The 24,910-nt window shown below is 54.3% G+C and carries 19 protein-coding genes and 1 pseudogene; 10 read left to right on the forward strand and 10 right to left on the reverse strand.

All coding sequences use genetic code 11. From position 1 onward, the window contains the following. Positions 1-26 precede the first annotated feature (26 nt). From rplQ to bfr, 3 genes are all read left to right on the forward strand, one after another. Positions 27-413 (forward strand): 50S ribosomal protein L17, encoded by a 387-nt coding sequence (rplQ, locus tag AB4P91_RS08810; RefSeq protein WP_042561338.1) that lies wholly within the window; start codon positions 27-29, stop codon positions 411-413. Positions 414-652: 239 nt separating this feature from the next. Then, complete coding sequence (locus tag AB4P91_RS08815) at positions 653-2,107, forward strand: catalase (RefSeq protein ID WP_395604639.1); 1,455 nt, start codon at positions 653-655, stop codon at positions 2,105-2,107. 149 nt (positions 2,108-2,256) lie between these two features. Next, entirely contained in the window at positions 2,257-2,724 is a 468-nt protein-coding gene (gene bfr, locus AB4P91_RS08820) for a bacterioferritin (protein WP_047303712.1), read from the forward strand. A gap of 64 nt (positions 2,725-2,788) precedes the next feature. Here bfr and uvrA read toward each other — a convergent pair whose 3' ends face one another. Then, positions 2,789-5,623, reverse strand: coding sequence for an excinuclease ABC subunit UvrA (gene uvrA / locus AB4P91_RS08825; protein WP_042561335.1), 2,835 nt, complete (start codon positions 5,621-5,623; stop codon positions 2,789-2,791). Positions 5,624-5,814: 191 nt separating this feature from the next. Between uvrA and AB4P91_RS08830 the strand changes: the two genes are divergently transcribed. The 6 genes from AB4P91_RS08830 (at position 5,815) to AB4P91_RS08855 (ending at position 13,233) form a co-directional block, all read left to right on the forward strand. Next, positions 5,815-7,212, forward strand: coding sequence for an MFS transporter (locus AB4P91_RS08830; RefSeq protein ID WP_042561334.1), 1,398 nt, complete (start codon positions 5,815-5,817; stop codon positions 7,210-7,212). Between the two features lie 9 nt (positions 7,213-7,221). Then, positions 7,222-7,746 carry a single-stranded DNA-binding protein gene (locus tag AB4P91_RS08835; protein ID WP_042561333.1) on the forward strand — a complete coding sequence of 175 codons (525 nt, stop codon included), beginning with the start codon at positions 7,222-7,224 and terminating at the stop codon, positions 7,744-7,746. A 132-nt stretch (positions 7,747-7,878) separates the two neighbouring features. Continuing rightward, a complete protein-coding gene (locus tag AB4P91_RS08840; protein ID WP_216311374.1) occupies positions 7,879-9,165 on the forward strand; it encodes a site-specific integrase in 1,287 nt (428 codons plus the stop codon). Beyond that, positions 9,158-10,720, forward strand: coding sequence for a site-specific integrase (locus AB4P91_RS08845; protein ID WP_216311375.1), 1,563 nt, complete (start codon positions 9,158-9,160; stop codon positions 10,718-10,720). Before AB4P91_RS08840 ends, AB4P91_RS08845 begins: the two co-directional genes overlap by 8 nt. Then, positions 10,713-12,779: an integrase gene (locus tag AB4P91_RS08850; protein ID WP_395604640.1), complete on the forward strand. Its 2,067-nt coding sequence runs from the start codon at positions 10,713-10,715 to the stop codon at positions 12,777-12,779. Before AB4P91_RS08845 ends, AB4P91_RS08850 begins: the two co-directional genes overlap by 8 nt. Continuing rightward, on the forward strand, positions 12,772-13,233 hold the full coding sequence (locus tag AB4P91_RS08855) for a hypothetical protein (protein ID WP_216311376.1): 462 nt from the start codon (positions 12,772-12,774) through the stop codon (positions 13,231-13,233). The genes AB4P91_RS08850 and AB4P91_RS08855 overlap by 8 nt, the downstream gene beginning before the upstream one ends. A 90-nt stretch (positions 13,234-13,323) precedes the next feature. Here the strand turns inward: AB4P91_RS08855 and AB4P91_RS08860 are convergent, their stop codons facing one another. Further along, a complete protein-coding gene (locus tag AB4P91_RS08860) occupies positions 13,324-13,554 on the reverse strand; it encodes a helix-turn-helix transcriptional regulator (protein WP_253219629.1) in 231 nt (76 codons plus the stop codon). A 129-nt stretch (positions 13,555-13,683) separates the two neighbouring features. Between AB4P91_RS08860 and AB4P91_RS08865 the strand changes: the two genes are divergently transcribed. Next, entirely contained in the window at positions 13,684-14,124 is a 441-nt protein-coding gene (locus tag AB4P91_RS08865) for a hypothetical protein (RefSeq protein ID WP_216311378.1), read from the forward strand. Positions 14,125-14,286: 162 nt separating this feature from the next. Here the strand turns inward: AB4P91_RS08865 and istB are convergent, their stop codons facing one another. The 8 genes and pseudogenes from istB to AB4P91_RS08905 form a co-directional block, all read right to left on the reverse strand. Continuing rightward, complete coding sequence (istB, locus tag AB4P91_RS08870; protein WP_059400003.1) at positions 14,287-15,042, reverse strand: IS21-like element ISPre4 family helper ATPase IstB; 756 nt, start codon at positions 15,040-15,042, stop codon at positions 14,287-14,289. 20 nt (positions 15,043-15,062) lie between these two features. Continuing rightward, positions 15,063-16,577 (reverse strand): IS21 family transposase, encoded by a 1,515-nt coding sequence (gene istA, locus AB4P91_RS08875; protein ID WP_038825005.1) that lies wholly within the window; start codon positions 16,575-16,577, stop codon positions 15,063-15,065. Positions 16,578-17,188: 611 nt separating this feature from the next. Then, the gene (locus tag AB4P91_RS08880; protein WP_253219630.1) at positions 17,189-17,506 is read right to left on the reverse strand and encodes a Mov34/MPN/PAD-1 family protein; all 318 of its coding nucleotides are present in this window, start codon (positions 17,504-17,506) and stop codon (positions 17,189-17,191) included. After that, positions 17,475-17,804 carry a hypothetical protein gene (locus AB4P91_RS08885; RefSeq protein WP_216311379.1) on the reverse strand — a complete coding sequence of 110 codons (330 nt, stop codon included), beginning with the start codon at positions 17,802-17,804 and terminating at the stop codon, positions 17,475-17,477. The genes AB4P91_RS08880 and AB4P91_RS08885 overlap by 32 nt, the downstream gene beginning before the upstream one ends. A 191-nt stretch (positions 17,805-17,995) precedes the next feature. After that, positions 17,996-19,228 (reverse strand): hypothetical protein, encoded by a 1,233-nt coding sequence (locus AB4P91_RS08890; RefSeq protein WP_216311380.1) that lies wholly within the window; start codon positions 19,226-19,228, stop codon positions 17,996-17,998. A 137-nt stretch (positions 19,229-19,365) separates the two neighbouring features. Next, positions 19,366-19,563, reverse strand: a complete 198-nt coding sequence (locus AB4P91_RS08895) for a TULIP family P47-like protein (protein WP_395604641.1) — start codon at positions 19,561-19,563, stop codon at positions 19,366-19,368. Next, positions 19,560-19,928 (reverse strand): annotated as a pseudogene (locus tag AB4P91_RS08900) (TULIP family P47-like protein). The gene AB4P91_RS08895 and the pseudogene AB4P91_RS08900 overlap by 4 nt, the downstream one beginning before the upstream one ends. 175 nt (positions 19,929-20,103) lie before the next feature. Beyond that, entirely contained in the window at positions 20,104-24,672 is a 4,569-nt protein-coding gene (locus AB4P91_RS08905) for a hypothetical protein (protein WP_395604642.1), read from the reverse strand. Between the last annotated feature and the right edge of the window lie 238 nt (positions 24,673-24,910).

Here is a 24,910-nt window from a genome sequence, read left to right on the forward strand (position 1 = left end):
ACGTAGTGTTTGGTAAGGAATGAACCATGCGTCATCGTAAAAGTGGTCGTCACCTGAGCCGCACCAGCTCGCACCGCAAGGCCATGTTCCAAAACATGGCGGTGTCGCTGTTCGAGCACGAGCTGATCAAAACTACACTGCCGAAAGCTAAAGAACTGCGTCGCGTTGCTGAGCCGCTGATCACTTTGGCCAAGACAGACAGCCTGGCTAACCGCCGTTTGGTTTTCGACCGTACTCGTTCGAAAGCTATCGTTGGTAAGCTCTTCAACGACCTGGGCAAGCGTTATGCTACCCGTGAGGGTGGCTACCTGCGCATCCTCAAGTGCGGCTTCCGCACTGGCGACAACGCGCCTATGGCGTACGTCGAGTTGGTTGATCGTGCTACCGGCGGTGAAGCTGTATCCGCTGAGTAAGACGTCAGTCTGAAACGAAGAACCGGGCCTAGTGCCCGGTTTTTTGTGCCTGAAAGAAAATGATTGATTCGTACAAGCTTGCGACTCTGCTCTTTAGTCATCATGCGCGGGAAATTGTCATTAGTAATTCTCTATCGATTCATCAATGTTAATGAATTTGTAGGTGTTATGTTGATGATCGATACTTCCCACCAAGCCGATTAGCCGGCAGTTGAAGATTGAAAGAGGAAGAATACCGTATGAACCAGAGCAAAACCCTTACGACCGCCAGTGGCGCCCCCGTCGCTGATAACCAGAATTCTCGCTCTGCCGGCCCGCGTGGCCCGCTGCTGCTCGACGATTTCCACCTGCTCGAGAAGCTCGCCCATTTCAACCGTGAAAACATTCCTGAGCGCCGCGTGCATGCCAAGGGCTCGGGTGCATACGGTACGTTCACCGTTACTGGCGATATCACCCAGTACACCAGCGCCAAGCTGTTCGAGTCTGTGGGCAAGCAAACCCCGACCTTTTTGCGATTCTCCACTGTCGGTGGCGAGCGTGGATCGGCTGATACCGAGCGCGATCCTCGTGGTTTCGCTTTGAAGTTTTATACCGAAGAAGGCAACTGGGACATCGTTGGCAACAACACGCCCGTGTTCTTTATTCGTGATCCCCTGAAGTTTCCAGACTTCATCCACACTCAAAAGCGTCTGCCACAAAGCAACCTGAAAAGTGCGCAGATGATGTGGGATTTCTGGTCGCACTCACCCGAAGCGCTGCACCAGGTCACAATTCTGTTCTCTGATCGCGGTATTCCCGACGGCTATCGTCACATGCATGGCTTCGGCAGTCACACGTACAGCCTGATCAATGCAAAGGGCGAGCGTCACTGGGTGAAGTGGCACTACAAGACCAAGCAAGGGATCAAAAACCTCGCGCCGGCAGATGCTGCACGTCTGGCGGGCACCGATCCGGATTACGCCCAGCGTGACCTGTTCGAAGCGATTGAGCGCGGTGACTTCCCGAAATGGCGCGTGTGCATCCAGATCATGACCGAGGCTCAAGCGGCGGCGCATTTCGAGAACCCGTTTGATGTCACCAAGACCTGGTCACAGAAAGCGTTCCCGCTGATCGAAGTGGGTGAGCTGGAGCTGAACCGCAATCCCCTGAATTACTTTGCCGAAGTCGAGCAAGCCGCATTCGGCCCAAGCAACATGGTTCCAGGCGTCGGTCTCTCGCCTGACCGCATGCTGCAAGGTCGTGTGTTCGCTTACGCTGATGCCCATCGCTACCGTGTTGGCACCAACCACCAGCAATTGCCGGTGAATGCTCCGCGCAGTCCGGTGAATACTTATCAGCGTGATGGCTCGATGGCTTTTGGCAGCAACGGTGGTGCGGCGCCCAACTACGAGCCGAACAGCTACATCGAGTCGCCAAAGCAAGCGGCGCATTATGCTGAGCCTGCGCTAACCTTGAGCGGTGCGGCTGATCGTTACGATCACCGCGAAGATACCGACTACTACAGCCACGCCGGCGCACTGTTCCGCCTGATGAGTGACGAGCAAAAAGCTCTGTTGGTCAGCAACATTGCCGGGGCAATGGGCGGGGTTTCGCCTGATGTCGTCGACCGCCAATTGCAGCACTTTTACAAAGCTGATCCGGCGTATGGAGAAGCAATCGCAACGCTGCTCAACGTACAGCTTAACGAAGTCTAAACGAGAAGCAGAACCGCCCTCATTTGGGCGGTTTTTGCGTTATTTAGCCCGCTTTTCTCAGAATATCTTCGCTTTTATTGCGTAGAAAGGGTGACCTTCCAGTCAGGTTGGTTCAAACTACAGCCTTTCAAGCAGGGAGATGTAGGGCGATGCAAGGCCACCCAGATGTTATCGATTACCTCAACACGTTGCTGACCGGCGAACTGGCCGCGCGTGACCAATATTTCGTTCATTCGCGGATGTATGAGGACTGGGGGTTCACCAAGCTCTACGAGCGAATCAACCACGAGATGGAAGAAGAGGCGGGTCACGCCGATGCGTTGATGCGCCGGATTCTGATGCTTGAAGGCACACCGCGTATGCGTCCGGATGATCTGGATGTCGGCACTACGGTGCCGGAGATGCTCGAAGCGGATCTGCGCCTTGAGTACAAAGTCCGCGCTGCGCTGTGCAAAGGCATCGAGCTCTGCGAGCAACACAAAGACTACGTCAGTCGTGAGATCCTGCGAATTCAGCTGAACGACACCGAAGAAGATCACACCTACTGGCTGGAAAAGCAGCTGGGCCTGATCAAGCTCATCGGTCTCGAGAACTATCTGCAGTCGCATACGTCCTGATTGCAAAGATATAAAAAAGCCCCTGTCACTGATGAAGTGACAGGGGCTTTTTCATGCCCGCTGTTTAGGCACGATCACGGATCAGCAACGGCTTGAGGTAGTAACCGGTGTGAGATTGCTTCATCTCGGCCACTTCCTCCGGTGTGCCGGTGGCAATGATCTGTCCACCCTTGGAACCGCCTTCAGGCCCGAGATCAACCAGCCAGTCAGCCGTCTTGATCACGTCCAAGTTGTGTTCGATCACCACCACGGTGTTGCCGTGATCGCGCAGGCGATGCAGAACATCGAGCAATTGCTGGATATCCGCGAAGTGCAGGCCTGTGGTCGGCTCATCGAGGATGTACAGGGTCTTGCCGGTGTCGCGTTTGGATAGCTCGCGAGAGAGCTTGACCCGCTGCGCTTCACCGCCGGACAGCGTAGTCGCCGACTGCCCGAGCTTGATGTACGACAGCCCCACATCCATCAACGTTTGCAGCTTGCGCGCCAGTGCCGGCACCGCATCGAAGAACACCCGTGCTTCCTCGATCGTCATCTCGAGAGTTTCGTGGATGTTCTTGCCCTTGTACTTGATCTCAAGGGTTTCGCGGTTGTAGCGCTTGCTCTTGCACACGTCGCACGGCACATAGATGTCCGGCAGGAAGTGCATTTCCACCTTGATCAGACCGTCGCCCTGGCACGCTTCGCAGCGACCGCCCTTGACGTTGAACGAGAAACGCCCAGGCCCGTAACCGCGCGAGCGTGATTCCGGCACGCCGGCGAACAGTTCGCGGATTGGCGTGAACAGGCCGGTGTAAGTCGCCGGGTTGGAGCGCGGCGTACGGCCGATCGGGCTCTGGTCGATATCGACGACTTTGTCGAGATGTTCCAGACCTTTGATGCTGTCGTGAGCTGCTGCTTCCAGCGTGGTCGCACCGTTGAGTGCCGTAGCGCTCAGCGGGAACAGCGTGTTGTTGATCAGCGTCGATTTGCCCGAACCGGACACACCGGTCACGCACGTCAGCAGGCCGATCGGGATTTCCAGATCGACATTGCGCAGATTGTTGCCGCGCGCGCCCTTGAGTGACAGGGTCAGCTTCTTGTTGCGTGGCGTGCGCTTGGCTGGCACTGCGATCTTCACCCGGCCCGAAAGATACTTGCCGGTGAGCGAATCCGGGTGCGCCATGACTTCGGCGGGCGTACCTTCAGCGACGATATGGCCGCCATGCACGCCAGCGCCCGGACCGATATCGACCACGTAATCGGCCAGACGGATGGCGTCTTCATCGTGTTCGACCACGATCACCGTGTTGCCGATATCGCGCAGATGTTTGAGCGTACCGAGCAGTCGGTCGTTATCCCTCTGGTGCAGGCCGATTGACGGCTCGTCGAGGATGTACAGCACGCCCACCAGGCCAGCACCGATCTGGCTGGCCAGACGAATCCGCTGGGCTTCACCACCGGAAAGGGTGTCCGCGCTGCGGTCCAGCGACAGGTAGTCCAGCCCGACGTTAACCAGGAACTGCAGACGCTCGCGGATTTCCTTGAGGATCTTGTCGGCAATTTCGCCACGACGACCGGTCAGCTTCAGCGTGCCGAAATACTCACACGCATCGCCGATTGGCAGGTTGGTCACCGCCGGCAGAGTCTTCTCGCCGACCCAGACGTGCCGCGCCTCGCGACGCAGACGGGTGCCACGGCAATCCGGGCAGGACTGGGTACTGAGGAACTTGGCCAGCTCTTCACGCACGCTCGCCGATTCCGTCTCGCGGTAACGTCGCTCCAGGTTCGGCACGATGCCTTCGAACGGGTGCGAACGTTTGACGATATCGCCACGGTCATTGAGGTATTTGAAGTCGACGTTCTGCGAGCCGCTGCCGTGCAGGATGGACTTCTGCTGATCGGCCGGCAGTTCGTTGAACGGCTTCTCCAGACTGAAACCATAGTGCGAGGCCAGCGAGCCGAGCATCTGGAAGTAATAGACGTTACGCCTGTCCCAGCCGCGGATCGCGCCTTCGGCCAGCGTCAGTTCGCCGTTGACCAGTCGCTTGATGTCAAAGAACTGCTTAACGCCCAGGCCATCGCAGGTCGGGCAAGCGCCGGCCGGGTTGTTGAAGGAGAACAGCTTGGGCTCGAGTTCGCTGATCGCATGCCCACAGATCGGGCAGGCAAAGCGTGCGGAGAAGATCATCTCTTCGCCCGGTTCGTCGTCCATCGGCGCCACGAGGGCGATACCGTCCGCCAGTTTCAGTGCGGTCTCGAAGGACTCGGCCAGACGTTGCTGCAGATCGGCGCGAACCTTGAAGCGGTCGACGATTACATCGATCGAGTGCTTCTTCTGTTTATCCAGTTTCGGCAGTTCGTCGAGTTCGCAGATTCGGCCATTGACCCGGGCGCGGACGAAACCTTGCGCACGCAGTTCTTCAAAAACCGACAGATGCTCGCCTTTACGCTCGCGAATCACCGGTGCCAGCAGCATCAGTTTGCTGCCTTCCGGTTGCGCCAGTACCAGGTCGACCATTTGGCTGACGGTCTGCGCTTCCAGCGGAATATCATGATCCGGGCAGCGCGGCGTACCGACGCGTGCATAGAGCAGGCGCAGGTAGTCGTAGATTTCGGTGATGGTGCCGACCGTGGAGCGCGGGTTGTGCGAGGTCGACTTTTGTTCGATGGAGATTGCCGGCGACAGGCCTTCAATGGTGTCGACGTCAGGTTTTTCCATCATCGACAGGAACTGCCGGGCGTAGGCCGACAGGGATTCGACATAGCGGCGCTGACCTTCGGCGTACAGGGTGTCGAAGGCCAGGGACGACTTGCCGGATCCGGACAGGCCGGTGATGACGATCAGTTTGTCCCGTGGCAGGGTCAGGTCGATGTTCTTCAGGTTGTGGGTACGGGCCCCACGTATCAGGATCTTGTCCAAAGTGGCCTCGCTCGGCGGGCGTCGAAAACGTAGGAGTATACGGGCAAATACTGGATGGATGCACACTATCAAACCAAGCGTTTTTTGCCTTGTATGAAGAGAGTTTCATCTATGCGTGGCAAAGCGTCGCGATATACCCCGTCTTTCGATGGGACTGGTAGAATCGCCGCCGGTTCACACGAGGTTTTTCCATGCACGATCCCCACAGCGAACGCATGAGTGGCAGCGAGACCCGCGCGGCGAGCGGTCTGGCCCTGGTGTTCGCCTTCCGTATGCTTGGCATGTTCATGGTGTTGCCGGTACTGGCGACCTACGGCATGGATCTGGCAGGAGCGACCCCGGCCCTGATTGGGTTGGCTATTGGCGCTTACGGCCTGACACAGGCGATTTTCCAGATTCCGTTCGGGTTTATTTCCGACCGCATCGGCCGCCGGCCAGTGATTTACCTGGGGCTGATCGTCTTCGCCCTCGGCAGTGTGCTGGCTTCTCAGGCCGACTCGATCTGGGGCGTGATCGCCGGTCGGATCCTGCAGGGCGCCGGGGCGATTTCCGCTGCGGTCATGGCGTTACTGTCTGACCTGACTCGTGAACAACACCGCACCAAAGCGATGGCAATGATCGGCATGACCATTGGCCTGTCATTCGCCGTGGCCATGGTGGTCGGGCCGCTGCTGACCAGTGCCTTCGGCTTGTCCGGATTGTTTCTCGCCACTGGCGCGATGGCGCTGGTCGGAATCGTGATCGTCATGTTCATGGTGCCGAAATCCACCGGGCCATTGCAGCACCGTGAATCGGGTGTAGCGCGGCAGGCGTTGCTGCCGACACTCAAACATCCGGATCTGTTGCGCCTGGATCTGGGCATCTTTGTGTTACATGCCATGTTGATGTCGAGCTTCGTCGCGTTGCCCCTGGCACTGGTGGAAAAAGCCGGTTTGCCCAAGGAGCAGCACTGGTGGGTCTACCTGACCGCACTGCTGATTTCGTTCTTCGCCATGATCCCGTTCATCATCTATGGCGAGAAGAAACGCAAAATGAAACGAGTTTTGCTCGGCGCCGTCATGACGCTGATGCTGACTGAGCTATTCTTCTGGCAGTTCGGTGACAGCTTGCGGGCTCTGGTGATTGGCACGGTGGTGTTTTTCACCGCGTTCAATCTGCTGGAGGCTTCATTGCCGTCGCTGATCAGCAAGGTTTCACCGGCGGGCGGGAAGGGCACGGCCATGGGCGTGTATTCCACCAGCCAGTTCCTCGGTTCGGCTCTTGGCGGGATACTCGGCGGCTGGTTGTTTCAGCATGGCGGTCTGTCGGTTGTGTTCCTTGGATGTGCCGGGCTGGCTGCCATATGGCTGGCCTTTGCTGTTACCATGCGCGAACCTCCCTACGTGACGAGCCTGCGCTTGCCGTTGTCGCCCGAGGCGATCCGCGAAGCGGGTCTGGTCGAGCGCCTCAAGGCCCTCGTAGGGGTAACCGATGCAGTGATAGTTGCTGATGAAGCGGCTGTTTACATCAAACTGGACAAAGAATTAGTGGATCGCGACACCCTCGAACGCCTGGTGAACAACCCGGCCGGGGCTGCTTGCGAAGCCTAGGAGAACGTTATGGCCCGTGGGGTTAACAAAGTCATATTGGTCGGCACTTGCGGCCAGGATCCCGAAGTTCGCTACCTGCCTAACGGTAACGCCGTGACCAACCTGAGTCTGGCAACCAGCGAACAGTGGACCGACAAGCAAACCGGGCAGAAGGTCGAGAAGACCGAATGGCACCGTGTTTCGATGTTCGGCAAGGTTGCAGAGATCGCTGGCGAATACCTGCGTAAAGGCTCGCAGGTTTACATCGAAGGCAAGCTGCAGACCCGTGAGTGGGAAAAAGACGGTATCAAGCGTTACACCACCGAAATCGTGGTCGACATGCAAGGCACCATGCAACTGCTCGGCGGCCGTCCACAACAGGGCGAGCAACAAGGCGGCGGCAACAACTATCAGCAGTCCGCTCCAGCACCACGCCAGCAGGCTCCGCGCCCGCAGCAGTCGGCTCCGCAACAGCGTTCGGCCCCGGCTCCACAGCAAGCCGCGCCGCAACCGGCTCCGGATTTCGACAGCTTTGATGACGATATTCCGTTCTGAAGTGTAGTTTTTTAAGAGCGGTAAACATTAAAAGCGAAGCCATTGATTTGGCTTCGCTTTTTTATTGTTTACAGATTTTTGCGGAGTAAGAGCTACATTTGTTAAGTGTTTACCTCTCGAAGGTGTAAACAAATGACTCTGAACCCGTATGCGGTAAAGATGATTGTCTTGGGCTCGGGGGAGCGCTTGCCTGTGCTGATTGCACTGGCCTCCGGCGCCCCCTTATTCGAGCCCTCCGTTTACGTCCTCAGCGAGATTCGGGCGACCAACAGAGCGAGCAATACGATTGACCAGATCTTGAGGTCAATCATGGTGCTCCATCTATTCCTCGACTCCAATCGGATTGATATTGAGCAGCGCATCCGAAAGGGCGGTGTTTTTCGTTTAAGCGAGCTTGACGAGCTTGTTCGGTTCTGCAGGCGCCCTGTCGCTGATCAACTGAAGTGCGATTCGATTTCCCCATCCCATCCATCCGCTCGTAGAAGCGCCGCTGAAAGCGTGCGCCTATTTCAACGAAAACTTGCACCAACAGAGGTGGCGGGTCATACCGCAGCTAACCGTATTCGGGTCATCCGGGACTATCTCGATTGGCTCGTGCGATACCACATGGCCCGTTATCACTCGAGTGCAACTGAGAGAGCGCAGCTTTGGAATGAGTGGACGTCTTGCAAGGATGCGCTGGGCGCGCGACTGCCGCGCCATAAAGGGAGAAATACTATTGGGCAGCGGGAAGGGCTTCAGCCAGAGGTAGCAGAGAGACTTCTCAGTGTTACGTCGCCAACATCACCGGAGAACCCCTGGAAGGGGAAGGGCACACGCATTCGAAATGCTCTCCTAGTTCGCTGGTTCTACGAGCTTGGGCTAAGGCGTGGAGAAGTATTAAACATCAAGATTTCCGACATTAACTTCCAGTCTGAGGAGCTGACGGTTGTCAGGCGAGCAGACGATCCGCAAGACCCTCGAAAGGATCAGCCACTGGTTAAGACGCGTGACCGAAAGATTCCATTATCCCCAGGCCTTTGCAAGCTGACGCACGAATACATAACCAACACACGCCGAGCCACTGAAGGTGCAAGGCGGCACCCCTACCTATTCATCGCCATGGGTACCGGCGCGCCTCTCTCGCTCAGTGCTGTGAATGCTATTTTCGCCGAGCTGCGGAATGCCTTTAATGGTGAATTCGATGCGGTGACCCCGCATGTTCTTCGCCACACGTGGAACGACCGCTTCTCGGACGTCATGGACAATGCGAAAGTTTCTGAAGCCGAAGAAGAGCGCATGCGATCGTTCTTGATGGGCTGGGCACCGACCTCGAAGACCTCTGTCAATTACACCCGCCGGCACGTACGACTGAAAGCTCAGCAGGTGTCCTTGGCAATGCAAGCCAGGCAAGTAGACGGGGTGGCGAGCGATGACTGAAAAAAGAGCGATTTCCCGTCATTCGTTGGGCGGTTTGACTCTGCCGCCTACTGTTAGGGCACTTAGCGGAGCGGTGTTCGATCCGAGCGCCAAACGATGGTCGTACCATGACGGCCTTCATTCAATCAGTGTGAATTTCGAACGATTGAGTCGATGTGCCGCGGACGAGTTAATCGCGGCAGCGAAGTTCCCTTTGATTTGGTATGCCGAAAACGCTGAAGGAACAACTGTAGTCTCACTTTTTGACCATCTGAGGCGGTTTCTCGAATCCGTATCGATTGCGCAGGGCCAGGTTGTTGGAGACATTGACGCGCCGCAGCTCGCGAGTTTTCGAGCTTCCCTCACAACGGATACCGAGTGGAAGCTCGGCGCCTTGAGCGCCTTTCTCAAAAAATGGAATAGTTTGGGCGTGCCAGGCGTAACGAACGCCGCCGTGCGCTTTCTGAAAAGCATTCGCCTCAAAGGGAACCGCAAGGGCGCAGCAGTCCTGACGATGGATCCGCTCAAGGGGCCGCTTACGGACATTGAACGCTCGGCCACGCAAGCGGCGCTGAACGATGCCTTTGCCGCCAAGAAGATCGCCTTGGATGACTATCTTCTGAGCTGGCTTTCTTTGCTCTTGGGGCAGAGAAATATCCAGTTCGCAATGTTGAAAGTCTGCGATGTCAAACAGATTGCGAAAGCGGATGGGAGCTACGAGTACGTACTAAGAGTGCCTAGGGTTAAGCAAGTAAGTGCCCAGGCGCGACGGGAGCAATTCAAGGAGCGATTGATAACGCCCAGCATCGGAAAAATGCTAATTAGCTACGCGAGTACTGTACGCAAACGATTCGCACGTGACGGAAAATTCTCCATTGTGCCGTCGCAAGCGCCTTTGTTTCCTCAAAGGATGACGACGAAAAGAAATCGTCCAGGATTTCACCATCACACTTCGCCTGATGAGATTGGCGGCAGAATCAGTTCGGTATTTGAAGCTTTGCAGGTGTATTCGGAGCGAACCGGTGAACCCCTCAAGGTGACCTCTAAACGGCTGCGACATACGATGGCCACGTCCGCGGCAAGAGAGGGGCACGGCGAGCTGATCATCGCTGAACTGCTCGATCACAGCGACACTCAAAACGTCGGTATTTATGTGAAGGCCACACCGGAAATCATTGAGCGGATCGACCGTGCCGTGGCGCTTCGAATGGCGCCGCTTGCTCATGCGTTTGCCGGTATCGTCATTAGTGAGGAGTCGGCGGCGAGCCGCGGCGGTGACCCAACGAGTCGTATTGTCGATCCTCGCTTTGACGAAACAATGAAGCCGATGGGGAACTGTGGTCGCGGCGGACCTTGTGGGTTTATGGCGCCTATTGCGTGCTACACCTGTAAAAACTTCGAAGCCTGGGTCGATGGTCCTCATGAAGCGGTGCTGGACTACCTGCTGGTCGAGCGTGAACGTTTGATCGCAGTGGCAGATGACCGTATCGCGGCAGTGAATGACCGCACAATTCTCGCCGTTGCCGAGGTGGTTCAACTCACTCGGAAGAAGCGTGGGGAGATGAAGGATGCCTGACAGCCTCGTGGTGTTCATCCCCAGGGCAGAGCGGGATGCCGCAGAAAACTTGCGCGAGTTTATCGCGATGAGCCGGTCTAACCTGACTATTTTCGGTGCTGGTCTTCGTTTTGACGATATGGCATGGGATGTCACCGACACGACGCAGCTGAAGGCGCATGGTAAGAATCGGGTGCGCATCTGCTTCTCCACGCAAGAAACGGTAAATGACGTACTGCCAACGCAGATGTCTGAGCCGTTTGTGTCTTTTGCCAAAGCTTACGTCCGCTACATGCAGGGTATGCGGCCAACGAAGAATCCTGCTTTTCGAGTCACTGCGCTGCGCGCCCTTGATGCTGCTTTTAGAATGAGCGGTCACTTGATCCCGGTGATGATGGATGGCGACACGTTTAATCGAGCGGCGCGAATTATCGCTGAGCGCCTTTCAGGATCTACGGCCTATCGAGTAGGTGCTCAGCTCGAGTTAATTGCCAAGTTCATGTCGGAACACCGTCTCACAGCGATTCCCCTTTCGTGGCGTAGTCCTATCAATCGACCGATCGATACAGTTCGTGTCGGGCAGGAATTTGACAAACGCCGGAACGCGAAAATGCCATCCCAAGCCGCATTGGAAGCGCTTCCTAAGACGTTTTACTTGGCGACCCAACCTAATGACGTTTTGTTCTCCTCGATTGCCGCGATTCTCTGCTCTGCGCCTGATCGCATCAACGAAGTGCTGCTGCTAACCGAGAACTGTGAGGTTTATGACAAAACGTCAGGCGGTAAAGATGCCTACGGCCTACGATGGCAGCCGGCAAAGCGAGCTGATCCAATGGTTAAATGGATCATTCCCTCTATGGCGCCCGTTGTCGCTGAGGCCATTGCCAAAATCAGGCATTTGACGCAAGCCGCTCGACGTATTGCTCAATGGTACGAGTTGAATTCAGAAAAGCTTTATCTACCTCAGCATCTGGAGTACCTGAGAAGCCAAGAATTTTTGACACTGGATGAAGTTCAGCAGGTGATTTTGCTGGATGAGGGCGCGCCTTCATTTGCTCGACTTTGGTGTACAGCAAATCATGTGTTGTTGGAAAAAAAAGGACGTAAAGTATGTGTGCGATTTGCTGATGTCGAAAGAGCCGCAATAGCTCTACTTCCAGCGGGATTCCCACTGCTCAACGCGGAGATGGGCCTTAAGTTTTCAGAAGCGCTTATCGTAGTGCGGCGTAATGAACTGCATTCTGCAAAAGGTACGTTTGGCGGTGTCATTGAACCGGTCACTACCAATCAGGTGAACACAGCACTCGGCACCAGAAGTGAACATGGCTTTGAGTCAATGTTTGGGCGGCTGGGTTTCAAAGAGCCAGACGGCAGCCATATCCGAGTATCTACCCATCAGTTCCGTCACTACCTCAATACTTTGGCGCAGGCGGGCGGGATGAGTCAGTTAGATATTGCGAAGTGGTCTGGGCGCGTGGATGTTCGGCAGAACGAGGTGTATGACCATGTGAGCGCAGATCAAATGGTGGCGAAGTTTCGCGAGTCTATTGGCGACGAGTCCCATATGTTCGGCCCGCTGGCAAAGCTGCCAAAGAATATCCCGATTTCACGAGATGAATTTGCACGGCTCAAAATTCCGACGGCCCATACGACTGACTTCGGCTTCTGTGTCCATGACTACTCAATGATGCCATGCGACCGGCATGCCGACTGCGTCAATTGCTACGAGCATGTTTGTGTGAAGGGCGACGAAGGCAAGACCCTGATGGTGAAACGTCGGCTACAAGAGGCGCAAGAATTGCTGGCGCATGCTGAAGCTGCGACCCTCAAAGGCTACTACGGAGCGGACCGTTGGATGGAGCACCATAAGAAGACGGTACTGCGGCTAACCCAGCTTATAGAGATCCTCGATAATCCAGCGGTTCCAGTCGGCTCTGTAATCCAACTGACTGATGTTCCCGTTGTGTCATGGGGCATAGAGCAAGCGTTGGAAGATCGCGTTGCAATAGATGGCCGTTCACCTATAAAACTTTTGGATATTGCCAGCCGCCGCCGGCCTAAGGGAGGCAAACATGACTAAGGGGCGGGCGAAAAATCTTAGTGACGATGCCATCGGACTCATTGTGGGTATGCTGGATGGATGGTCCGGCAAGCTCACGTGGGATCTGTTCATTGATGTAATTGAGAGGCGCCTGCGTGTTCGTTATACGCGCCAGGCACTCGACAAGCGCGTGCGTATAAAAACGGCATACCAAGATGCTAAAAAGCGGCTTAGTGGGGCTCCACGTTCCGGGCGCCATCAAAAACTTACCGCCGTGGAGGTTGGGGTGATTACACAGCGTCTTTATCGACTAGAGGCTGAGAATAGTCGTCTTAAGGTTGAAGGTGACAGACTGCTTGAGCAGTTCGTAACTTGGGCCTATAACGCGCATTTGAAGGGGCTGACAAAAGAATATTTAAATACGCCCCTCCCTGGGGTGGATAGAGAGCGAACTACTGTGGCCGGGCGTAAACCAGAAAAACGATCAGGGTGAATTGCATTCAGATCCCCCGCGTGTGGATCATGGCCCGGAAAATCACATCTGCAACACCTACCCACGGGGCAGACCATTTCTCGGCTAAGCTTAAATCTCGCTTAGACCTAGTTCCTCGCGCAGGCGGGCGATCAAGATCTCTGGTTGCAATGATTCGTCTTTAAGCAGGTAGCTTTTAGCGAGAATGGTCACCGGATGAACCCCGATGTTCGACGCAAATTCATCCAGCTTTTCAATCGATGGCGTCTTCAGGCCGCGCTCGACGTCGCTCACGTAGCTTTGACTCGCCCCTATGCTTTCCTGCGACAGATCCTTGCTCATTCTGATTTCTCGCAGGGCCTTACCAAATGCGTATTTCAGTTCCAATGTGCATTACTCGCAAAAGGAACGATAAGGCCTTTACAGGAATGAAAGTGCTATACTCGATAGAGTATAAAGTGGAGTGATGCTATGTTTCGTACCTACGCGGATGCTGAAATTCAGATTGGCGAGGCTTTCGGATCAGATTGTCACCTGTGGCGCTATATTGAGCATGGTCTTCATCAGCCCTGGTTTTATGTGACGCTGGCTAAAATAACTAAAGACGGTAAGTATCGAGATATGCTGATGCTGTCTGATGTTGTTAGTCTTGAAGGTTTGGTTTTTTCTCGGTCTGAGTTGGTAAAGGTTGAAGAGATACAATTAGTCAGCCCTGGATACTTTAATAAAAGCGGATCTTGGTTGATGGAGCAGTTGTTAAGTATCTCCAAGGGTAAGTTTGTGTCTGGTGACTGCTACTATGTGTATAGGGTTTTAGGAGGAGGGTGCTACATTTCTAGCGGAGTTGGCTGCATTTCTGATCGTATAGAGTCAAGCGAGGTTTTAGTATTTGAAGGTGGGGCTGATGATTAGCTTTTACGTTTGGCAGTAAGTTGCAAGGGTTAGTGTGCGGATTCCACGACACTTGGACACCCAGTCCACGATCATTTGGACACTCGTTCCACGCTCACTTGGACACCTGATCCACGCCCATTTGGACAGGCAGTCGGAGCGCAGCGACGCAGGTTTGCATTGTTAGTCTGAAGTCCCTGTTGCCGTCAATTTCGTTGCGCGTCTGCGCATCGATTCGCCCTTCAGTTCGATTCGATAAGCGTTGTGCACCAGCCGGTCGAGGATCGCATCGCCCAAGGTCGGGTCGCCGATCAGCGCATGCCATTTGTCCACCGGCATCTGGCTGGTGACCAGCGTCGAGCGGTTGCCGTAACGGTCGTCCAGCAGTTCCAACATGTCGCGCCTTTGCGCAGCGGTAAACGGCGCTAGGCCCCAGTCGTCCAAGATCAGCAGGTCGGTCTTGGCATAGCCGGCCATTAATTTGGCGAAGCGACCGTCTCCGTGAGCCAGGCCCAGTTCCTCCATCAGGCGCGGCAGACGTAAGTAGCGCACGCTGTAGCCGTCCCGGCAGGCCTTGTGGGCCAGCGCGCAGGCGAGCCAGGTTTTGCCTACACCGGTCGGGCCGCCGATGATCAGATTCAAGCCATCGCGCAGCCACTGGCCGCTGCCCAGTTGCAGGATCATGGACTTGTCCAGGCCACGCGGGCTGCGGTAATCGATGTCTTCCAGGCAAGCGTTGTGGCGCAGTCGGGCGGCTTTGAGGCGCGTCGTCAGACGTGCGTTTTCTCGCTCGGTCAGTTCGCGGTCGATCATCAGGCCGAGTCGTTCATCGAAGCCAAGGTCGTTGATGTCGGGCGTTGCGTGTTGCTCGCTCAGCGCCTTGATCATGCCGTGCAGGCGTAGGGTTTGCAGCTTGTCGAGCGTCGGGTTGGGTAGCATTTTGGTGATCCTTTTTCAGGTCAGTGGTAGTAGCCGGGGCCACGCAGGTTGATGTGCTCGTCGGGCAGCAGCGGCAGGTTTTGCTGGGCCAGCGGCAGGCGTTCAAGGCCTTGGCGCAAGATCGATTCCAGGCTTTTGTAACTGCATGCACCCAGTGCCAGCGCACGCTGGCACGCGGCTTCCAGCCGCTCTTCGCTGTACTGTTTGCCCAAGCGCAGGATCCCCAGGCAGGCGCGGAAGCCATGCTGCGGATGGATTCGGCGTTCGAGGATGTAGGCGATAACGCCCGCGGTGTTGGGCCCGGTCTGCTCGGCCCAGCGGATCAGTCGTTGCGGTGTCCACTCAGCGTGTTCGCGGTGGCTCTTGGGCATGTGCTCGGTCTGGGTGGTGTGGCGGCCTTTGTGCGGCGAGCGCAGATGGCTGGCCACGCGTTGGTTGGCGTGGAAACACTCGACGGTCTGGGCCGTGAGCCGCACTTCGAGTTGGTGCTTCACTAACTGGTACGGCACCGAGTAAAAGTGGCCGTCGACCTCGACGTGGTAGTCGATGTGGACGCGTACTTTTTTCCATTCGGCGTAGACGTACGGATGCTCCGGTAACGGTTGCAGCGCCGGTTGGTCAAGGGTCTCGAAGGCTGACCGGCGTGAGCCGGGCAGCTTCTTGAAGGGCTTTTGATTGAGGCGTTCGAGCAGCAGGCTGATTGCCGTGTTGAGTTCTCCGAGCGAGAAGAACTGGCGGTTGCGCAGCACTGCCAGGATCCAGCGCTCGACCACTTGCACACCCACTTCAACCTTGGCTTTGTCCTTGGGTTTACGCGAACGCGCGGGCAGTACGGCTACGCCGTAATGCTCGGCGAGATCGCGGTAACTGGGGTTGATGTCCGGCTCGTAGCGATGCGCCTTGGTGACGCCACTGCGCAGATTATCGGGCACCAGGATCTGCGATGTGCCACCGAAAAAAGCAAAACAGCGGGCGTGCGAGCCCAGCCAGTCGGGCAGTTTCTGCGACCAAGTGGCCTCGGCGAAGGTGTAGCTGGACGCGCCGAGGACGGCGACGAAGATCTGGGCCTGACGGATTTCACCGGTCTGTCGGTCGATAATGGGCGCGGTCTGTCCGGCGTAATCGACGAACAGCTTTTCGCCGGCACGGTGCTCCTGGCGCATGACAACGTCGACCTTGGCGGCCCAGAGGCGGTAGTGCTCGCAGAACCAGCTGTATTGGAAGCCTTGCGGGTGAGCGAGTCGGTACTCTTGCCAAAGCAGGGCCAGAGTTACGCCGGGGCGACGCAGCTCGGCATGCGCCCATGCCCAGTCAGGCATCGGACGTTGATCGCTGGGAACTGTTGGTGCTGGAGGGAACAGGCATCGCTCCAGTTCGGCATCCGATAACAATATCGGCCAAGTCAGCCCGCAAGCGTTGAAGCGGTGCAAGTAATTGCCCGCACTGCCGCTACTGATGCGCAGGCTGGCGGCGATCTTGCGCACGGACAGGCCTGCGTCGAACTTTAGGCGTAGTACCTCTCGGATTTTACGCATGGATATACGCTCCACGACGACCTCTTCGCTTCGAGAAAAGAGGTCGATGGTAGTGAATAATCCTGCGTTGCTGCCTGCCTGAGCATGGATCGGATCAGTGGGACATCACTGTCCAAGTGCTTGTGGAATCAGTGTCCAAGTGGCCGTGGAATGAGTGTCCAAGTCAGCGTGGAGTCGCTGTCCAAGTGTTCGTGGAATGGGTGTCCAAGTGCGCGTGGAATCCCCAGGTTAGTGAGTTGATTTTTGCTTCCGACGCTTCAGGGTTGCAGTTGTTTTTATGTCGCTGATGAGTGACCGGCGGTGATCCAATATGTGACGTCATGATTGACATAATGACTGTCGATTGGCTACTGTTGATACGCGCTTAGGCGTGAACCACCGGGTGGTTACAGGGATCTTTGGATCGCACCCCGCTTTTGATGAAAGTCAGATGGCCCAGTGCCAGGTAACAGCGTCCTGCCCCGTCGAACGCATGCAATCGACGGCTGAGAATCCCGTCTAGAGCGGGATTCGCCGTTTCTGGCTCTTCACTTTTGCGGTTTCGGCCGACTCCTTACTTCCTTGGGGCATTGACCCTTGGGCTTTCTGGCGTAACTCAGAGCTGCTCACAGTCAGCCCGAGCGGTAGCGCTGAAAAGACCTAAAGCGGGACTGGGCTCTCGAGTCGAATGGCATCATCGCTGAATAAACTCCTGACGTATGCCATCTGCATGCATCAACTCCACATGAAGATTCTGTCGTCCGACCACCAGCCAACAGCGGGCGTCGATCCGTGCGACTCGTGGCTAGAGTTTCCCATTCATCCAAATCGATGTGTGAAGGGCTAGGCACCTCTTGCGGGTGGGTATGCCATTCTCCGAAGTACCGCACCAACCCGTTGGTCTCTTGGAAACATGATTTACATTGATTTGACCGATACCACTTCCACATACCGGAATTTTTTCCTGGCTGCTCTGGTGGCTTCCTGCTCTGCCAGCAGCGTACTCAGAGTATCGGCTTCATGGACGATCTCAAACGTCCTTCCTTCAAACTCATTGCTCACAAGGAGAGTCACTAGAATCCTCGGATTAAAAGCTTTGGGGGCTTTCTGTTTCGCCCCTTTTGATACGGGCACGGCAGTGACGTCCGGCTGGATTTCTTCCACGGGGGCAGTGCTCACCGGAGCAGATATTTCAGCGTCGCCGAACAACGCTTGGCGCATCTCTTCTTCGGTCCATTCTTCGTTCATGCTGCTTCTCAAGGGCCCGATCACTAAACCAGTGCAATTCTAACAGCTAGCCTTGAACTCACTTTACGAGATCTGCTGACATCTGCAATGCCGCGCTGCCTTGGAGGGTTGGATCGCATTCGCTTGTGCCTCCGCGCCGGTGATGAGGCCTGCTGGCCCCACCATGGGGAGAGGTATTAAAGTATTGGTTTTTAAGTGCTGTGCCTTGAAATCAGATCTACAACATTCATCGTTGTACCTTCAAATAGAGTGATTATTGTATTTCCATCCTGGTGGACGATATTGGCGAGTGCGAAGTCGTCGTCAATTTTTGTAAGGCCTTTTGCTATTCCGTTTCCATTCATGCTGATGACTAGCCTAACCCTTCTAATCTCAACGGGATCGGCGAAACTATCTGCGAGCACTTCGGTGGGCACAATTCCGGAGAATCTTGGGTCTATATTGGAAGGGCGATCGTAACTCGCGAACATTCGTTCGATTAGAACGGCGTCCACTTGTTTAACAGTGATTTCAAGCTTGTCTTTGAAAAGATCCTCAACTGGGATTTCTATTAACTTGCTGCAAAACGTCAGTACGGACAAAACAGCCTGTTGGCCTTTGAATATGGTTTTTTTAGGATCGCGAGGTTGGATCGGTTCATAGAGATGTAGGCGCGTTACGAATAGTTTATCGTTTTCTACTAGTAGGTTTAGGTCTATCCTGGTAGGCATAAAGCGAATGCCGTTCTCTTTAACTCCGTACCATTCATAAAAGCCGCCAAATCTATCAGATAATGGTGTATCCGGGTTTATATTATAGCGGGCATCTGACTCGAAATAGAGCATGGTTGAGCAGAGTGACTCTACTAATTCTTCAGTTGGAGATATTTTGTTCCATGGCCAATCAGAGATGGCTGAATGTCTTTCGTCCTCTGAAATTACTGCGGCGGAAAGCTTATTAGTTCCGGATCCTGCAAAGTAGCATGTGCCAAAATTGGAGGTTTCAACAATTTTTTCAGAATTATGGATAAATGGGCGTCGCACTCCGCCCTCGTCGATCAATACGCCTAGCATGTGAAACTTAAGCGCTGCCACTCCCATGCCGGACAAGACTAGGTCAATTAACCCGCTATCTACGCGTGCATCTGGATTATAGCCGTGTTTATTGTTTATGGTATCGGAAAGACTTATCCAGAACTCAAAAGCTGATTTACAGTCCCCAGCAAAAGCCAGTATGCCGCCGTTATTAGGTAGAATAATCGTTTTTCTACCCATTCGTACGATATGCCACGGGCCTTTAGGTTCTTGCCAGCCAGTTCGTATTAGTCCTAGAGACGGTAGCCAAACTAACTGTTTGTCTCTACGGTCTTCGCCGTCCGCGCTTATTAGACAATCCGCTATTAAGTGCGGATCGGTCTCGGGGTTTATGAGTGCAATTACAGTCATTGTTACTCCTTGCTAAGTTGGTAGATCCATGTTTTTGCTGATGACAGGGCCGCCCCCGATCGTCGGGACCTGGTCTAAAGGAATGAGAAGTGGGTGAAGCAACCCCGGGCGCAAGGCCCGAGGCTGTAACACGGGGCTCAGGCGGCAAGCGTCAGCGCAAGACGTCTTTCCTGGATGCGGAACTTCTCGAGCAGTTTGAGTGATCCTCCGAAAATTATAGCGCCGGAATAGGTGATGTCTGTCAGGACAAAGGCATCCGGTTCACAGAATGGCCATTTCACTTGGTTCGCCGCCACCTTGACCATTGGCGCTATGGACGGAATATTGTTGGTCATCCGCCAGCTACCGCGCGTTCGATATTTACGTGAATAACAATGCTGACGATGGCCACTACTTTCGCCGCGATGATGCCTACGATTAGCGCCATGGTTTTGCCCCCCCCCCCGCCGGCTATCACGGTGGCAACAGCGGCAATTGCACTGAGGATTGCTTTGGTGACCACAACTTAAGTCGCGATGTCTGTGGTGTTCTGCACGTCCGGGTCGCCAACCATGGCATATACCATGACCTGTTCACCCTTGTCGTTCGTTGCCAACTGCAGTGTCTGCTTGGTGACGATGCGTGTATAGGCGACGATGCCCGGGGAGATGCCCGTACGTATCTTGCACTCGGTACGGATGTACGACGGCGCTTTTCTCACTACGCGAGTCGCCCGCGAGCGCCGCCTCAATCCTCAATCACAACATCCTCCCGATAGCAGAAATGCTCTACATCGCCAGCAAACCTTGTTCGCTTCGCTCACGTACCCGCAAAACTACGCTTTCGCTTGCCGGGTTCCAAATGTTGACCATTTGAGCGCGCCACGGTCTATTTCATTAGTCACTTTTTGGGCGTACCAAAAAAAGTGGCCAAGGATGCTTCTCAGAAAGAAAATGCTCTTTCCATTTTGTCCGTAATTTATCAAAACGACTCTGCAATCGGCGTTCGATGCTAGGCCAATGTAAGTGAAAAATCTCTTGGGCTTTCCCCTCTGTGAGCTTCAATGCCTCAATACGGCCGTCCGCCACTACGAGAAACAGTACGGCAGCACGCCAAAAGCTTTCTGAAGAGGACGCATCGCGCATGAGGGTAAGCCAGTGCGCAGCCCAGATGTGTCGCTCATATAGAGCCTTAGCAAGGCGCTGTGTTTCCCCAAGAAATCCTGGAACCCCGGCAAATAGAGATAAAACTCTTTCGCTACATGAGTTCTCTCCCATCAGTCCGGCGACCAAGATGGCACGTGCCTGTTTAGCTGGCCGCGTGGAGGCCAAGCCCTCCTCAATGTACTGAGTTAGCTGGAAAGATTTTCCGCTCCACAAAGCAGCCCATACCTCACAAGCGAGCACATCGTTATTTGTGGCGCAGTCGAGACGGCGCGAACGCAGAGCATTCAACTCGGTGCTCTCTCTAGCGGACCAGATACACGTTGCCCCCAACTCAATAGCTGCGCGGCCAAAAACTACACGCACGAGGGGAGCGATAGGGTCGTATTTTTCGAACAGTTGAACCGCACGAATAGGGTCATACGTCGAAACGAATCGCGCTAATTGCATACCGATATTACGAAATGCTACCAGATTCGCATGATTTGATTGGCTGAGCAGCAAATCGCACCAGCGTTCGGTCAAGGTGGTATCTGCCGCGGCGATACTTGCGAAATCTTCGGTACCAATTTGCTCCAACAGTTTCTCTGCATCTATACGCGTTAAATGCGAAAGCAAAGCTTCGAAGCTGGAATGCAGCTTTTTTTGACGCTCATTAAAGCTGTCTTCATCTTCGAGTGCTCGCAGCCAAGATTTTTCGGAATCAGGCGACGAAAGCTGGCGCTCGCGCAAGGTGAAGCAGGGCTTTCGGGAGGTGTCTTTTGATTGATACATGAGCTCAATTTCAAGCATGTCCGATTCGACTGGTAACTCCAGCGAGCGCTGAAGCAGGGCGTCTATAGTCAATGCAACATGGAGCGATACTTCCCCACCGATACGCGCCGATAGTTGTCCTAAATGTTGAAAGTCCATGTCCGCTATAAATTTATCCCAGGAAGCGACGTTCTGTATCGCAGCCGCTACCAATACGTCTGAACCAAACCAGCGCTCCAGCGCCTCATCCTTGCTTAACTGATTGGCATTCCAGCCACTTTCCTTAGCTATTTGTAGCGCTGCGGAATCCGCGGACTTCGCAACCATTGCCAATGCATGAGCACGTACGGATGTTGACGCACTGCTTAGCAAGGCTGGAAGATGATTTAGAACTGATGGCGACAACGGTCTATTAACAAAGGGGGCGAACAGCAGCACTATGAACTGTGACTCTTCGTTCTGATCTGCCACTGCAGCCGCTAGCCTCATTTCGAAGGTTTGCACGTCGAGTGGCTTAATGGTTTCAACCAAATTTTTTTGTAGCCGATAGCCTAGCCGGGCCTTCAAGAGTGAGTCGAGCTGCTCGGAGGCCTCTAGCGCGGGAAAGACAACTTGCAATTGAAATTGTGCCCAGATCTGGGCCTCGTTTCCTAGCGAGTGCAAAGCCTCGACATCAGCTCCGTCCCCGCACGAGCGACCGACGAACTTTAGTGCTTGCTGATGTGTAACGAGGGCAGAGTGATCGAGTAGACCGACTACTCCTTGCCGTAGAGGTAAAGCGTTGCGTCGCAGTACGTCATCAAAGAGCGAGCGATGCTGGTTGATCGCGATCTCTGGATAAAAGCGGCTAATGGCAGGCCGCGCATCATTGAAAAAGTAGTCCTGTGGAAGTATTCCTTTACTCAACGAAATGCTGGTGACATCGGCAGCAGCATACTGTGTTGCAGTTTTCGCGACATTCTCAGGTTCTTCATTGTTAGGATCGCAGGGATCGGTGCTGCAATAGTTTTCAACAAGTCTCCAGCCCCCGCCTTTCGGTAGATCTACGCTCAGGTCGTCGACTAGTTTCTGCGCACGCAATGCGTCATCCGGGTGTCCGGTCGACTGAAGTAATGTTACTAGAGCCCATTGACCAACATTTGACGGCTTTCCATCGGCCAATCTTTGGCTAAAAAGCAGAAGCTCGGCACGGGTGGCTTCCCAATCAATGCTGTTGAAGCGAATTAAATGGCGAAAATCTTGCGTAGGTGATAAGTGACTAACGTTGAGACTTTTAGCAAAACTCCATTGCACGAATGCGTGTGCGAAATCTGCTAGTGGCTTGCCGGCCATCAGTCTCAAAGCAACTGTCCCGAGTACTGAAACGTCTTGAACTTCGACGCGCTGCAGTTGATCAAAAATGTCCTTTTCACTTGGAGATAGTTTCTCGAGTTTCTCTGCCAATTCGTTTTTTAGTTCAAGACGGCGTGATGTGAGATCGTCCGCGCTTCTACCAGATGGATTTACATGTTTTTCGACATCTAGAGTTACATGCGTCAGCCAGCTATTGAGCTCCGATGCAATGGCTGTCCAAGCTTGATCGTCAACCTTAGCGCTATGCAAAGCCAGTTCGACGCAATCAAAATTGATCGCTACACCACCTTGCAATGCAAGAGACCTCATCGCCTCAAGAAAAACAGGCGTCCGGATGCGTGCCAACGCGGTGATAGAATTGGAAATGCCATCGTCTAGATTTTGTAAGCCAGCGAACCCGGTCAGGATTGCTGCACCAATTGCAGTTGAATTCTCTTCAGACATACACGCCACGGTGAGTGATGCCAGTATTGCCTCCGAAGTTTGATCAAGCGCGGCGATCGGTTCCGCTATGACAGCCAGAGCTTCGTCTAGATTGTGCCCATTGCGATGGGCTTTGTTGAGCTCTTCGAGAATTGCCAACCCTAATGCCAAGCCAAGCCCCTCTTCGCTTACGGAGTAGCGCGTCGGGTCTTCTGTCAACGGAACATAGAATCGTCCTTCCACTACGGCATCTAATCCACCGTCAAATACCTTTAGGTCATCGCGTTGCTGCCTACTCAGCCGTTGCAATACCTCCTTTGCATGTCGCTGCAGGTTGCGTTTGAAGTGCTCAGCGGATTGATCGTAACTGTCACGTTGGCTTGCCCGCAGATGCTCGAACAACAAAAAGGGAATGCTTAACTCCTCCATCTTTTTAAGCTGCTCGCTGTCCAAAAGGGTTAGAGCAATGGATAGTAATCTAGGGTTGCGAAGGGCTGACGCAACACGTTCATGCAGTTGGCCGCCGCGCATGTTTTGTGAGGAGAGCAATTCATCCCGCTCCGAAGGTGACCACTCTGGCACTGACAAGACACGGTAGGATGAAACTAAACGCGGCTTTATTATCTCGTCAAAATAACGTCTTCGCGACGTGAGAATAAGCTTGCCACTGATGCATTCTAACTCTTCGCTGAGCTGGTCAATCACACGAGCCCATTCTGTTCGAGGGCGTTGGTTCAAGCCATCAAGGACCACAAGAAACCCTTGATCAGGGCCCTTACGCTGTTTGCGCCATTCGCTAAGTTGAGTAGTCCAAAACTCCTGGTGGCGTTCAGAGCCTTGCCTATCAGTCTGTACGCATAGCTTTTGCGCTAGGAGGGTGGCAGGGGTGATGGCCTGCTCGCCTATTTCTTCCGCGGTTAAAAACAGCGTCAATGGCTTTTCTTCCAAGGAGAGCCACGCTTGCGCGACGAGCCAAGATTTGCCGTTGCCTTCATCTCCAGTAAGAGCTACTACACCGCCAACAGTCGATTCGACAAGCAGGGACTCGAAACGCGCAACCAACTCGCCTCTAGACATATATATGATAGAAGCCGCTGTGTCAGCAGGACATAGCGGCTGACCGAGCCGAACTTTGGCTTTGGCGCGATTGGAGAAAGCGCTCAGCAGCCAATCGGTATTGGCTTTGAATGCAATATCAAGAGACCAGTCTGATTCCGGCAAACTCTGCGCATCAAGCCGCATGTTGATTTCATCGAAACGTTGTTGCAGAGCCTGCATGTTAACTTCAATCAAACCTGCCATGGCGCGATCCTTGGTCGCACCCAACACCCCTGCAACTAGTACATTTACGGCGTGGTCAATGATGTTTTTTGCCCGATTATGGTGTTCTCCTGACATCAGCGAGTAGCTATCGATTAGCGCACAGAGAACGTCGGACGGCTCCATAGATGAGGTGATACGTGCATGCGCGAGTTGTCTTAGCTGGTATCTCGTGGTGCTGGAGTTTAACCATTCACACACATGCGGCAGAGAAAATGGTTCTGACTTCACCAACTGATGCCCGAACATTTCGAGTATTCGTTTCCACCCTTCTTCGGTGGATGAGGTGACACCCAAATGCACGAATGTCTCTTGGTCCAACTCTTCGATTGGCGAGTGAGCTGCAGCCGACGGATTATGGGCTGCAGTACGTTCAGCCCAAGGTTTCTTGAGCAACATAACTACGGGGCTAGCCAGCGAAAAAAGAAATCGAGAAATAGTCGAAATGTCCAACTTCTGTTCCTAAATCGAAAAGCACGCAAGGCCAGCCCCTATCGGTGCTGGTTAGGAATTTAAATTACACGGCTGACAATCTACCTTATTTTAGCTGGTTAAACATCTAGTTTGAGCTAGGTGTTCGCACTGCGCTCCCGATCAGTGTTTTTTGTAGCTAGCAAGTCAACAACTGAATCTTGAAAAAATTCTGATAGGACCGACCATCAAGAATTTTGCTATATCCGCGCAGCGGTAG

The sequence above is a fragment of the Pseudomonas sp. B21128 genome (assembly GCF_044218865.1).
GTDB lineage: Bacteria > Pseudomonadota > Gammaproteobacteria > Pseudomonadales > Pseudomonadaceae > Aquipseudomonas > Aquipseudomonas iridis.